This window comes from Paenibacillus sp. FSL H7-0442, from assembly GCF_038593105.1.
In the GTDB taxonomy this organism is placed as follows: domain Bacteria; phylum Bacillota; class Bacilli; order Paenibacillales; family Paenibacillaceae; genus Paenibacillus; species Paenibacillus polymyxa_D.
Genome location: NZ_CP151963.1, coordinates 4,420,421 through 4,434,103, shown reverse-complemented (window position 1 = coordinate 4,434,103; position 13,683 = coordinate 4,420,421). Strand labels below are relative to the sequence as shown.

Here is a 13,683-nt window from a genome sequence, read left to right as displayed (position 1 = left end):
AAATTGTTAGGGAGGAACTTCACTTATGAATATAAAACACCCATGGCGTATGACCTCTGTAGCTGGACTGCTATCCCTACCCCTGTTGTTGTCAGGCTGCAGCCTTTTCGGCAACGAATCGGCATCCATTGACCCCCCGCCGTCCACGACAGAGCAGTCCATGATTAAGGCTGTAACCGGAAAAGCACCTGCCAGTACAGGGCAACTGAGGGCTGTTTTTTTGCAAGATCATAACGGTTTGCTGGCCCCGGTATCTTTACCGATGGCTACAGGGGATGTACAGGCAGATGCCAAGTCGGCGCTGGAAGCCCTGGTTGAGGGGGGGCCGTATGCCGGATTATTGCCAGAGGGATTTAAAGGTGTAATTCCCCAAGGCACGGAAGTGAAAAGTGTGACAGTGGACAAGAACAACAAGCTGGCTGTTGTCGAATTCAACAAATCTTTCGCCAACTATAAGCCACAGGATGAACGAAAATTAATGGAGAGCTTGACCTGGACCCTGACCGACCGTCCTGATATTGAGAGCGTACAGATCTGGGTGGAGGGCAAAAAGCTGAACGAAATGCCTGTTGGCGGCACACCGCTGGATCATCCGTTGACACGTGCAGTAGGTATTAACTTGGAGATTGGTCATGGCGTAACACCACTGGATTCTAGTCCAGTCACTGTGTATTTCTCTTCATCTTCTCCTGCTGGAGTTCAATACTATGTACCTGTAACACGGTTGGTCAGCCCTGAAAAAGATCGTGTCCAGTCAGCACTGCATCAATTGATTCAAGGGCCGCAGACCAAAGATGGGTTACAAGAAGTGATGACAGGAGAGACGGCACTGAAATCAGTAGAACGCTCCAAAGACAACGTCATTACGGTATCGCTCTCGGATGATATGTTTGCTAAGGGAGAAGCCGTGCCTGCTGAATTTTTGGAATCGGTTGTGCTGACAGCGGCAGACAATTCAGATGATGCAGTCAAAACAAAAATTCGGATTGAACTGAATGGTGAAAAAAGCGTGATTGGACAAAATAATCAAAATTATGGAGAGCCTGTAGCCAAGCCGCAGCATATTAACGAAATCCCTCTTTAAGGGCGTGTTCAAAAGTCGGCTTTTCAGGACCGAGAAGATTGGATGAAGCTAGGGACTGAGTAGCGGAGCGTAGACAGATCTACGTGAGCAACGGAAGGCCCGGCTGAATTCAAGATTCGACGTTGAATCCGCTTCTTGATTAGCTTCGTCATGGAAAGACGACTTTTTGAACAACCTCTTTAAGGGCGGGAATCGTCCTTGGGGTGCTTTTGCCTGCACACTTTGGTAAAATAAACATATAAGAACAGGTTGCATATGACGTAGGAGGAAAAAGCATGAGTAGATCTAACGGACGAAACGGTGATGAGCTGCGCCCGATGAAATTGACAGCAGGAGTAAATAAATACGCGGAGGGCTCTGTTTTTATAGAGGTTGGCGAGACGAAAGTCATTTGCACGGCTACTGTAGAAGAACGCGTCCCCCCCTTTATGAAGGGACAAGGAAAAGGCTGGGTAACCGCAGAGTATTCCATGCTTCCGCGTGCGACTCATAGCCGTAATCAGCGTGAAGCTGCGCGTGGCAAGCTGACAGGCCGTACCATGGAAATTCAGCGTCTGATTGGAAGAGCATTGCGTTCGGTGGTCAATTTGCAGGCGCTTGGTGAACGGACGATTACGTTGGATTGTGATGTCATTCAGGCGGACGGCGGAACACGTACAACCTCAATTACCGGTTCTTTCGTAGCGTTGGCGATTGCGGTCAATAAAATTGCTACCCAGCACAAGCTGCCTGTTTTTCCAATTACCGATTTTCTGGCTTCCGTCAGCGTAGGGGTTGTAGGTGAAAAAGCGTTGCTGGATCTGAACTATGAAGAGGATTCCAGGGCCAAAGTGGACATGAATCTTGTCATGACTGGCAGTGGAAAATATGTCGAGCTGCAAGGTACAGGTGAAGAAAGCCCATTTGACCGTAACGAATTGGATCAACTGCTTAGCTTGGGCGAACAAGGGATTCTGCAAATGATTGAGCGCCAAAAAGAAGTACTTGGACCGATTGCTGATAAGATCGGTGCTGGACGTACAGGAGCTGGCGCCTAATGCAGCTGGATGGCCCGGTCGTCATTGTCGCTACGAAAAATAAAGGAAAAGTGCGGGAATTTGCGCATGCTTTTGCGCCGTTTGGCAAGGAAGTCAGAAGCATGTACGATTATCCCGACATTCCTGATGTCGTTGAAGATGGCAAAACCTTTGCCGAAAATGCACTGAAAAAAGCTAAAGCGGTTGGAGATGTGCTCGGATTGCCCGTGCTGGCCGATGATTCAGGCCTCTGCGTGGACTTGCTGGACGGTGCACCGGGGGTATACTCTGCCCGTTATGCTGGAGAAGGTGCCAGCGATCACGAAAACAATATTAAGCTGCTCGACGTTCTGGAATCGAAGCAGCTGGGTGATGATACGGGACAGCCTTTGCTTAGCCCGGCTCAATTCGTCTGTACCTTGATTCTGTATAATCCGCAGACTGGCGAGACGCTGGAATCGACAGGTTCCGTGGAAGGCTGGATTACTACTGAAACCGCCGGCAGCGGTGGGTTTGGGTATGATCCGCTGTTTTATTTGCCAGAGTTTGAGAAGACAATGGCCGAGCTGACGTTGGAACAAAAGCAGGCTATCAGTCACCGAGGGATAGCTCTGCGTAATTTGGCAACAAAGCTGGGTAATCCACAGGCATAGCTTGGTAGCAGGGGCGAAATCATCCCCCATTCACATAACGAAATAAGGCTATCCGTCAGTCATGAGCTGCGGATAGCCTTTTTGGTATTTTTAGCTTATCGAATAGCTACCTTGTAAGTGCGCAACCAGTTATCCACTTGGGCCAAATAGGCAAACAACTGGGGACCCGACATCAGTTGACCAAACCAAGGCAGATTGGTGGATGCCTCTGGTGAGGCGGCAATATCGCGTACCTTTTGCGCATCAATCAGCTTGATCAGTGGGGAAGAGGAGTCATCCAGTAGCTGCAGCGCCTGCCTTTTCACAGCCTCAAGGTAGGAAGGGTTATGCGTTTTGGGATATGGGCTTTTTTTGCGATACAGCACATCATCCGGCAGTACACCCTCAAGCGCCTTGCGCAAAATACCTTTTTCACGTCCGCCTGTCATCTTGATGCTCCACGGAATGTTCCATACATATTGCACCAATCGATGATCGCAATACGGCACCCGCACTTCGAGTCCGGCTCCCATACTCATCCGATCCTTGCGGTCCAGCAGAGTAGGCATAAAGCGGGTGATGTTCAAATAGGACATAACGCGCATTTGTGCAGCTTTTCCTGTTTCTCCTGGTAGCTTCGGCACTTCTCCTACCGCTTCGGAGTAGCGGTCGTTCAAATACTCCAGCGGCTTGATCCAGTCCCGCACTTCGGGAGACAACAGACTGGCTCTCATGTCGGGTGCAACTGCCCACGGGAATGTACCCGAATTCAGCATATCCTCCCGGTGGAACCAAGGATATCCGCCAAAAACTTCATCCGCAGCCTCGCCGGAAATAGCGACCGTAGCTCCTTTTTTAATCTCCCGGCAAAAGAGATACAGTGACGAATCCACGTCCGCCATTCCGGGTAAATCCCGCGTTAGCGTGGAGTTGTTCAGAGCTGCTACAACTTCTGGCGTATCGAATTCAATCCAGTGATGATTTGTCCCTAATTCATCCACCATCCGCTGAATCCAGGGGGCATCGGCTCCGGGTTGAAACGCATGGGCTTTAAAATGCTTGTCGTTATCCACATAATCGACCGAATACGTATGAACTTGTCCCTGCCCGGTACGTTTGTAATAATCGACAGCTAATGCGGATAGAGCGCTTGAATCCAACCCGCCAGACAATAAGGTGCACACCGGAACATCCGAAATGAGCTGCCGCTCCGCCGTATCCAGCAACAGTTCTCGTACCTTAAGCGCCGTTTCTTCGGTGTTATCCTCATGCGCAATGCTTTCCAGTGTCCAGTAGGCTTGAATGCGCACGCCGTCGCGGCTGTAAGTTAGCGTATGCCCGGGGCGTAGCTCCTTCATAGACGAATAGACGCCGTGTCCGGGGGTACGTGCAGGCCCGATGATAAAAATTTCAGCCAATCCCTCGGCGTCCACTGCTGCTTCTACCGCTGGATGCTGAAGCAGTGCTTTGGGTTCTGAGCCAAATACGAATACTTCTTCGGTCTGGCTATAAAATAGCGGCTTCACTCCCAGCCGATCCCGTGCCAGAAATACCTGCTCCCGCTCACTATCCCAGACTGCAAACGCAAAAATGCCGTTTAACCGATCCACACATTCGGGGCCCCATTCGATATAGGATTCGAGCAGCACCTCCGTGTCGCATTGTGTACGGAAAAAATGCCCGCGCTGTTGCAGCTCTTTTTTCAGCTCAGGCGCGTTATATATTTCCCCGTTATATACAATCGTATAAGTGATATCCTCCAGCTGCCGGATCATGGGTTGAGCGCCATTTTCCGGGTCCATAACGCTCAGTCTTCGGTGTCCGAAGGCACACGGATTGGATATCCAGGTACCCGCAGCATCTGGTCCGCGATCGGAGAGCGTTTGTGTCATATTCAGCAGCAGCTCAGATTGATGCATTAAGTCTCCGTTCCACTGTATGAAACCTGTAATTCCGCACATGTCTGTTCATCCTCTCTTTATCGTGTTCATCCAGTGTTGGAATGAATCAAAAACTAAATCCCCAGTTCAACAGTATATATGCCGAAAAGAAGCATAAAATGTCTGTCCGTTCCGAAAACTACTGATGGGGCAACCCGTCTACTCGCAAGGAAGGAGGAAGACCATGTACTACATCAAGGATGCCAAAATCCGCCGCTTCACTGAACTTGACGGAGTGCGTTGCGCTGAGGTAGAGGTGCGGCCTGGTGCCGCGGATGACCCGGAACTGCTGGTCTATATCACGGCCAAGGATCAGACGGATGGTCAGCATGACTACGACATGGTACGGATCATCCGCAATGACGCCGATCTGGAGCTGGATTGGTACGACAATAACCTGCATTCGGCATTTGAGGAAGTGACAGACAAGGCTTTTACCGATTCTACACACATTACTGCTGGTGAGGAGCGAGAGAAGTTCAAAAAAGAATTGCTCTCGTATGGGCAACTCAGTACAGAGTTCGCCAAGGAGTTCGGGGCATGAGGATATGGTGTGCTATGCCTCGGCTTTTGTTGATTTGGGCCCCGGCGCCATCGCCGGATCAGCGTGAAAGGAGGGGGAAATCATAGACGGCAAAGCGAATTATAAGAAAAATAAAGGCAGCAGTTATATTCATAACAATGAGTTTGCAGAAGAAGTGCTGGAGAAAAACGTAAGACATGAGGTACGTAGAAGCCCTAAACGCTTTGGGAATAAATAAGTAGCCATAGCCATTGAACTAAATAGCAACAGCAACTCATCAAAAATAACCCTAAAGAAGCCTCTGTATCCCGCCAAATTTGCGGAATATAGGAGGCTTCTTTTGAACTAAGCCGCTTCACGCAGCGTCATAATTCCTTTGTAGATGTTATACACAAAAACCCCGAGATAGACCACTACGAATAGCAGTACAAACCCGATCACTGAACCTGCATGATTCGCCGTTATAATAAAATACACTAGCGGAATCGCCGCAATAATGGGGAAAATATGCGATAAAATAGCTTTTTTTGCATGTCCCTGAACATATTCGTCCCGTACTGCAATCCACACAATGACAGGCACTAGAAAAGGTGCGAAGAAAATGCTGAAATAACAAAGTGACGACAAAAGACCTCTCACGGATTAACCCCTCCTTTATGCATGGTTCTTTGTACATAATACCCCGTTAGCGTCCAAATGATTCCTTTGCAGCCAGCTTCCCTACATCATGAAAAAAATGCTTTTGACAGTTGCTCGAAATGTGATATAATAATCAATGCGCTGAATACATAAAGTTTTATTGATCACCATCTTGTCCCAGTAGCTCAGCTGGATAGAGCAACGGCCTTCTAAGCCGTCGGTCGGGGGTTCGAATCCCTCCTGGGACGTAATTTAATCAGTCACAAACCGTTGATATAATGGATTTGTGAGAAATTAGGGCTTCGGTCAGGGCTTCGGTCACTGATGCAGAATCCCTTTTTTTTATATTACGGATTGTCAAGCTAAGTGGGACAGTTCCTCTGAAAAGGAGGGTCTGTCAAAAATTTTGTGAAAACTCTTTTAGGCACAGATTCCCCCGAGGGGGAAGTAGCGATTTATCGCAAGTGTTGACCGACCCGATCGGGGAAAAAGACCGACATCTGGAGCAACATTTGGCCTCAGTTTTGGACACGACCTGTCCATTTTCGAGTGACGTCGATGGTAACGCTCAATCCTATTGGTGGTGTAGATGAGTCTGCGAATCTCTAGCGGGTATTTAAAAAAAAGGTAGCGAGCTCATCCCAATAGTTCGTCAAGAACGGATTATAAGGGGATATTTGGCTCCACAGACCTCCTCAAAACGGTCGAGTTCAAGTATGGCGCCTTCTTCGGTAGCTGTCTTGTAAATGGGCTTTAAGTCGGCAGTTACTTTCTTAATATTCTTGTACGAAACTACCGAGTGGAGCTACGGATTTGGTGAATGACACACTTTTGGATTTCAGTTTAGGATAGCAGACTGCAATTGCCTGAGAGAAACCCGAACAAGTTATCCACGCAGATAATGAGAATGTCTTGAACTCCACGATTCTTGAGTCATTCAGCACACTCAGCCAGAACTGAGGGCTCATTCTCACCAATCCACATGCCTAGCACATCCTTGTTTCCGTCCAAATCGATGCCAATGACCATGTAGGCGGCCTTGTTGATCATGGCCCCGTCTTGTTTGCCCTTGAAGTGGGTGGCATCCAGATTGACGCAATATATTTTACAGACTCGCTCTGAACACATACCACGACTAAAACTTCGAAACGATAAGCTTTATTGAAATGTTTGTTCTCCTAGTCCAATAATTCCTATTATAGTACAATTAAATCAAATACTTAGAAAAGTGGTGGATGATGATAATGAGTAACTTTTCTTTTTTTAAAGGAGAATGGGAAGTATTAGCGAAGCTTGGAGAAAGTGCCGAGCATAATTTATATAATGATCCGCATACTTCCATTATGAAATTACGTTTATTAGGTGAATCAATTGCAAAAGCTGTTTTAGCATCTGATAACATTCGTGAAGCGTATGATACAAGGCAAGTAGACCGTTTAAATACAATGAAAAAAGAAGGATTAGCAGAGCCAGAAATGTTAGATATATTCCACACGTTACGCAGAAAAGGGAATACCGCTTCTCATGAAGCATCCTATGGTACGACAGAAGAAGCAAAACAGTTACTAGCATTGGCGTATCAAATCTCGATTTGGTTTATGGAAGTATATATTGATTGGGAATTTGTCGCACCTACATATAGAGAGCCAGAAAGAGAAGAGAGTTCTAAGGAGCTTCAATTGAAGGTGCAAGCTTTAGAAGAAGAAATTGCTAAAAAGGAAAAAGAACTTCTAACGCAGCTTGATACAATTACAAAGGATGAAATTACAAAAGATGTACGTGTAAGACGTAAAGAAAAATCAAAGCTACATATTCAAAAGCATCGTTTATCAGAAGCTCAAACACGTATTTTAATTGATGATAAATTACGTGCAGCTGACTGGCTTGTTGATACAGAAAAATATAATCAAAAGAAACATAAAACGATGCCCGAAAAAAATAAAAATATGGCGATAGCAGAATGGAAAGTTGGTTCGAAATATGCGGATTATGCTTTATTCATTGGGCTGAAATTGGTCGGTATTGTCGAAGCAAAAGCAAAGCATCGTGATATTCCATCAGCACTTGAAAGCCAAGCAAAAGTATATGCACGTGAAGTACAAGCAATAGAAGGTATTGAATTATTGCCATCAAATGGAGAATATAAAGTGCCGTTTATTTTTGCTTCTAATGGTAGACCGTATTTAAGACAGCTTGAAGATCAATCGGGTATTTGGTTTTGGGATGCACGTAATCAAACGAAGCGATCCCATGCTTTAGAAGGTTGGCACTCACCATCAGATTTAAAGATGCTATTAGACGTGGATGATAGACAAGCAAATGAAAGCTTAAAAAACGAGGATATTACGAAGTTTGGTTTACGTGACTACCAACAAAAAGCAGTATTAGCAGCAGAAGAAGCATTAATGCAAGAAGCTAGAAAAATGCTTGTTGCAATGGCAACAGGTACAGGGAAAACCCGTACAGCAATCGCTCTTATGTATCGTTTAATTAAAGCGAAGAAATGTCGTCGAATATTATTTTTAGTCGATCGTAATTCACTAGGTCAACAAACGGCAGATGCTTTAAAAGATTCTAAGATGGAAAATGGTTTACCGTTTTCATCGATTTATGATGTGAAATCACTTGAAGATATGACACCAGATGTGGAAACAAAGTTGCAAATTGCAACAGTTCAAGGCATGGTAAGACGCTTATTCTATAGCGATCAAGAGCAATTACCTTCTGTTGGACAATATGATTTTATTATTGTCGATGAAGCACACCGAGGTTATACAAGTGACCGAGAAATGACAGATGATGAGCTACTATTCCGAGATCAAAATGATTATGTAAGTCAATACCGTAGAGTTATTGATTATTTCGATGCGGCAGTTCTTGGTCTGACAGCTACACCAGCACTTCATACGACAGAAATTTTTGGTTCACCGATTTATAAATATTCTTATACAGAAGCGGTTTTAGATGGCTATTTAGTCGACCATGAGCCACCTTATTTATTCGAAACGGAATTACAACAGCATGGTATTTCGTTTGAAAAAGGCGAAGAAGTAGAGGTTTATGATCCAGAAGAAGGCGAAATCATTTTAGAGCAGCTAGAGGATGAACTGAAATTTGAAGTAGAGCATTTTAACAAACGAGTGATTACAGAAGGCTTTAACCGGGCAGTTTTAACAAAATTAATTGATTATATTGATCCAGAAAGCGAAGAAAAAACATTAATTTTTGCAGCAACAGATCAACACGCTGATTTAATCGTTCGTTTACTAAAGGAAGCATTTGCAGAAAACGGTGATGATGTATCAGATGATGCAATTGTTAAAATTACAGGTTCGATTTATCAACCAAATGAAATGATTAAACGTTTCAAAAATGAACGCTTACCAAATATCGTCGTAACAGTCGATTTACTAACGACAGGTATTGATGTACCGAAGATTACAAACATTGTTTTCTTACGCCGTATAAAGTCACGTATTCTATACGATCAAATGTTAGGGCGTGCTACTCGTTTATGTCCAGAGATTGAAAAATCTCATTTCCGTATTTTTGATGCGGTGGGAATCTATAATCAGTTACAGCAATATACAGATATGAAGCCTGTTGTGAAGCAGCAAAAGGTAACAATAGCAGAGCTGCATGAATCCTTTATACAAGCAGAGACGCAAGATGAGGCACAGCACTTTTTAGATCAATTAGTGGCAAAGGTGCAACGTAAGAAACAAACATTCAATGATGAGGCAAAACGACAATTTGAGCAGCTTTCAAAAGGTGTAACAGTAGATGAATGGGCGAAAGAATTACAAACCTACACACCTGAGCAAGCACAGAATCATAGCGTATTGTTTGATTATGTAGCGACATATAAAACGAAGAAAGAGCTACAAGTCATTGCAAATCATGAAGATGAAGTGACGGATGTAAAACGTGGGTACGGGGAAGGTAACGAGCGACCAACCGATTATTTAGATGGTTTTGTACAGTTCATTCGAGAAAATATGAATGAAATCCCTGCACTTCAAATTGTGTGTACACGACCGAAAGACTTAACTCGTAAAGACTTACGTGAAATTGAAGTTATTTTAGCAACAAAGCACTTTAAGCAAGATCATTTACAAACAGCATGGAAACAAGCGAAGAATGAAGAAATTGCAGCTGATATTATTAGTTTCATTCGTCAAGCAGCATTAGGTGAAGCTTTAGTGTCTACTGAATCACGTGTGAAAAATGCAATGAAAAAAGTATATTCTATGCATGATTGGACACCGAGACAGCGTAAATGGCTAGAACGAATTGAGAAGCAACTCATTGAAATGCCTGTTCTTTCACCGAATCCACAAGATGCTTTTTCAGAAGAGCCATTTAAAAGTCAGGGCGGATATAATCGTTTGAAGAAAGAACTAGGTGAAGAAGTCGATCAAATTGTGAAGCTAATTAATGAGAATTTATATGCTAGTTAAAAAGCTGTGGTAATTTATAGATTATTTTTACATTAAGGACAATTATTGAATAATGTGTGAAGGAGTTCTTATATTGGAACTCCTTTTTTGATAGTTCTAATAGAGCGATTAACCTAAAAAGGTTATAATGTACAAAGATTAAAGGAAACATGGAGGAAGAACATGAATAACACAGAAATCGTCTCAAAACTTTGGGGCTTAGCAAACGTATTACGTGATGATGGGATTACATACCAGCAATATGTAACCGAATTAACATATATTCTATTTTTAAAAATGATGAAAGAGCAAGATGATAATGGTGGAGAACGAAAAGGTGAATCAGTTATTCCAGAAGCTTATCGTTGGGATGACTTATTAAATAAAGAAGGAATTCAACTAAAAGAATTTTATCAAGAATTATTATTAAAATTAGGATCATCAGAAGTTAATAATGAACGCTTACGCCAAATTTACAGCGGTGCATCAACAAGTATTGATGAGCCAAAAAACCTCGAGAAATTGCTGAAATCAATTAATGAGTTAGATTGGTACAACGCAAAAGAAGAAGGTTTAGGCGATTTATACGAGGGCTTACTTGAAAAAAATGCGAGTGAGAAAAAATCAGGTGCAGGACAATACTTCACACCACGTGTATTAATTGATGTAATGGTAAAACTGATTGATCCTAAAGTAGGTGAGCGATGCAATGACCCAGCAGCTGGTACATTTGGTTTCATGATCGCAGCAGACCGTTACTTAAAAGAAAAAACTGATGATTATTTTGATCTTTCACCAGAAGAGGCTGAGTTCCAAAAGAAAGAGGCTTTCACAGGAATGGAACTTGTAAAAGATACCCACCGTTTAGCCTTAATGAACGCATTACTTCATGATATGGAAGGGCGTTTAGAGCAAGGAGATACTTTATCTACAAATGGTAAATGGATGAAGAACTTTAACGTCGTACTAACAAATCCACCATTCGGTACAAAAAAAGGTGGAGAACGTGCTACACGTGATGACTTAACATTTGAAACATCTAATAAGCAGTTAAACTTCTTACAGCTTATTTATAATTCGCTTGTAACAGATGGTACAGGACGTGCAGCTGTTGTATTACCTGATAACGTATTATTTGAAGATGGTGTAGGTGCTAAAATTCGTCAAGACTTGATGAACAAATGTAATCTTCACACAATTCTTCGATTACCAACAGGGATTTTTTATGCGCAAGGTGTAAAAACAAATGTCCTATTCTTCGAACGTGGAACAAAAGATGAAGGCAATACAAAAGAAGTTTGGGTATATGATTTACGTACAAATATGCCAACATTCGGTAAACGTACACCTTTAACAGAAAAGCATTTTGATGGTTTCATCGAAGCTTATATGTCTGAAGAACGTACAAAAGTGCAAGATGAAAGATGGAATCTATTTACACGTGAAGCGATTGCAGCTAAAGGTGATAACTTAGATATTGGTTTAATTGCAGATGAATCATTATCAGCTTATGACAATTTACCAGACCCTATTGAATCAGCAGAAGAAGCGGTTGATAAATTACAACAAGCAATCGGTTTATTAAATGAAGTAGTGGCTGAATTGAAAATGCTTGAGGTGAAAGAGCATGAGTAAGAAGAAAAAGAGTTTGGATGAGTTATTAGAGGAAGCGTTAGTGCCAGAAGATGAACAACCTTTTGAGGTTCCTGACAAGTGGGTTTGGACAAGATTGGGTACATTATTTAAACATGTTAAATTGCAAAAAGATCCAGATGGCAGTGAGTATTATGTTGGTCTCGAACACCTACAAAAAGGCGGAGGACTTTTAGGGATAGGTGATGCTAAAGAGTTAAAAAGTAAAAAAGTTGTATTTCAAAAAGGTGATCTACTTTACGGTAAATTGCGTCCTTATTTAAATAAACATTATATAGCAGAATTTGATGGAGTGGCATCGACAGATATACTGGTATATAGAACTTCAGAGCAAATTTATACAAAGTTTTTAAATGATTATTTAAACATGCCATTTGTTATTGAATATGCTAATTCTAATAGTAGTGGGATAAACTTACCACGAGTATCACCAAGTGTTATGAATGAGTTACCTGTTCCATTACCTCCAGTATATGAATTGAAAAAAAATGTTAGTAAAATTGAAATTTTATTTGCTAAAATTGATGAAGCTAAACAACTGATTGATGAAGCGAAAGAAACTTTTGGACTTAGACGTGCAGGGGTTTTAGAAGCAGCATTAAAAGGTGAATTGACAACTTCATTTAGAAAAAATGAAGTTGTAGAAGATGCACATATTCTATATAAAAAATTGAAATCAGAAGCTACTTTTAAAGCGAAAATTAATCCTGACATTCTTGAGTCTGATATTAGACATTCTATACCTTCTACATGGAAATGGGTTAAGTTAGGTGATGTTTTAAAAATAACTTCTGGTGGTACACCAAAAAAGGCATTTAAAGAATATTATGTAGATGGTAAAGTACCATGGATAAAAACAGGTGAAATTAAATGGAATAGAATTTCAGAAGCAGAAGAACATATCACTCAATTAGGTGTAGAAAAAAGTTCAGCTAAATGGTTGCCCAAAAAATCGGTATTAGTGGCGATGTATGGACAAGGTTTAACCAGAGGTCGAGCAGCTATTTTAGATATTGAAGCAACATGTAATCAAGCTGTTTGTGCATTATTACCTTCTCCTTATATAACACCTGAATACTTATATTACTACTTTATGGAGGGGTATAATAGATTTAGGAGTATTGCTAAGGGTGGAAATCAAGAGAATTTAAGTGCTACTATGATTAGTGAATTTCTATTACCGTTACCTCCTTTAAAAGAACAATTGAAAATTGTAGAATTATTAGATGAATTCTTTAATAAGGAAATTCAAGTTAAAGAATTATTGAATATAAATGTCGATGAAATCAAGTCTGCTGTTCTCTCAAAAGCCTTCAAAGGTGAACTAGGTACAAACGATCCAACAGATGAACCAGCAATTGAATTATTAAAGTCAATTCTTCAAGAGAAGTTATAGTTGTTGATTAGATAATAGATACACAGGCGGTATTTTCCGATATATCAGTGTTTTCTATACTAAGAATGGTCGTACCTGATACACGTATGGAAAGTGGATTTTGAAAACGAAATGATAAGTATTGATTAAAATATCAAATAGAGTTATTGTATTGATTAAAGATACTTTCGGTCTTAGAACGTAATTTGACCGAACCCCTAGTACGAATTGAATACGTCTCAAACGCTTGGTGTACCTAATATAAGTAGTGAAAACTGTAGTAGTAAGCTAAGCCGTCGGTCGGGGGTTCGAATCCCTCCTGGGACGTCGAAGAGTTCAGATATGTAAAGTTTAAACGAAATTTAAAATGCTTCAAATCCTT

Annotated in this window: 10 protein-coding genes and 1 tRNA gene; 8 read left to right on the top strand and 3 right to left on the bottom strand. The window is 41.9% G+C overall.

Features of this window, described 5'->3' with window-relative positions; genetic code table 11:
• The first annotated feature begins 25 nt into the window (after positions 1 to 25).
• From MHH57_RS19475 to MHH57_RS19465, 3 genes are all read left to right on the top strand, one after another.
• Positions 26 to 1,084, top strand: a complete 1,059-nt coding sequence (locus tag MHH57_RS19475) for a GerMN domain-containing protein (RefSeq protein WP_069011038.1) — start codon at positions 26 to 28, stop codon at positions 1,082 to 1,084.
• 275 nt (positions 1,085 to 1,359) lie between these two features.
• Positions 1,360 to 2,121 carry a ribonuclease PH gene (rph, locus tag MHH57_RS19470; protein WP_342434428.1) on the top strand — a complete coding sequence of 254 codons (762 nt, stop codon included), beginning with the start codon at positions 1,360 to 1,362 and terminating at the stop codon, positions 2,119 to 2,121.
• The gene (locus tag MHH57_RS19465; protein WP_165148721.1) at positions 2,121 to 2,753 is read left to right on the top strand and encodes an XTP/dITP diphosphatase; all 633 of its coding nucleotides are present in this window, start codon (positions 2,121 to 2,123) and stop codon (positions 2,751 to 2,753) included. Before rph ends, MHH57_RS19465 begins: the two co-directional genes overlap by 1 nt.
• A gap of 95 nt (positions 2,754 to 2,848) precedes the next feature.
• Here the strand turns inward: MHH57_RS19465 and asnB are convergent, their stop codons facing one another.
• Complete coding sequence (gene asnB / locus MHH57_RS19460) at positions 2,849 to 4,693, bottom strand: asparagine synthase (glutamine-hydrolyzing) (protein ID WP_342434427.1); 1,845 nt, start codon at positions 4,691 to 4,693, stop codon at positions 2,849 to 2,851.
• 163 nt (positions 4,694 to 4,856) lie between these two features.
• Here asnB and MHH57_RS19455 point away from each other — a divergent pair, with 163 nt between their 5' ends.
• Entirely contained in the window at positions 4,857 to 5,216 is a 360-nt protein-coding gene (locus MHH57_RS19455; RefSeq protein WP_013311672.1) for a hypothetical protein, read from the top strand.
• Positions 5,217 to 5,540: 324 nt separating this feature from the next.
• On the opposite strand, the gene MHH57_RS19450 is transcribed toward MHH57_RS19455, so the two are convergent.
• Positions 5,541 to 5,834: a DUF4870 domain-containing protein gene (locus tag MHH57_RS19450; RefSeq protein ID WP_016324668.1), complete on the bottom strand. Its 294-nt coding sequence runs from the start codon at positions 5,832 to 5,834 to the stop codon at positions 5,541 to 5,543.
• A 174-nt stretch (positions 5,835 to 6,008) separates the two neighbouring features.
• Here MHH57_RS19450 and MHH57_RS19445 point away from each other — a divergent pair.
• Positions 6,009 to 6,082: transfer RNA gene (locus MHH57_RS19445), tRNA-Arg, on the top strand.
• Between the two features lie 685 nt (positions 6,083 to 6,767).
• Here the strand turns inward: MHH57_RS19445 and MHH57_RS19440 are convergent.
• Positions 6,768 to 6,962 (bottom strand): transposase, encoded by a 195-nt coding sequence (locus MHH57_RS19440; RefSeq protein WP_342434426.1) that lies wholly within the window; start codon positions 6,960 to 6,962, stop codon positions 6,768 to 6,770.
• A gap of 110 nt (positions 6,963 to 7,072) precedes the next feature.
• Here MHH57_RS19440 and hsdR point away from each other — a divergent pair, with 110 nt between their 5' ends.
• From hsdR to MHH57_RS19425, 3 genes are all read left to right on the top strand, one after another.
• A complete protein-coding gene (gene hsdR, locus MHH57_RS19435; protein WP_342434425.1) occupies positions 7,073 to 10,294 on the top strand; it encodes a type I restriction-modification system endonuclease in 3,222 nt (1,073 codons plus the stop codon).
• A 162-nt stretch (positions 10,295 to 10,456) separates the two neighbouring features.
• Positions 10,457 to 11,908: an N-6 DNA methylase gene (locus tag MHH57_RS19430; protein WP_342434424.1), complete on the top strand. Its 1,452-nt coding sequence runs from the start codon at positions 10,457 to 10,459 to the stop codon at positions 11,906 to 11,908.
• Positions 11,901 to 13,322: a restriction endonuclease subunit S gene (locus tag MHH57_RS19425; protein ID WP_342434423.1), complete on the top strand. Its 1,422-nt coding sequence runs from the start codon at positions 11,901 to 11,903 to the stop codon at positions 13,320 to 13,322. Before MHH57_RS19430 ends, MHH57_RS19425 begins: the two co-directional genes overlap by 8 nt.
• Positions 13,323 to 13,683: the final 361 nt, after the last annotated feature.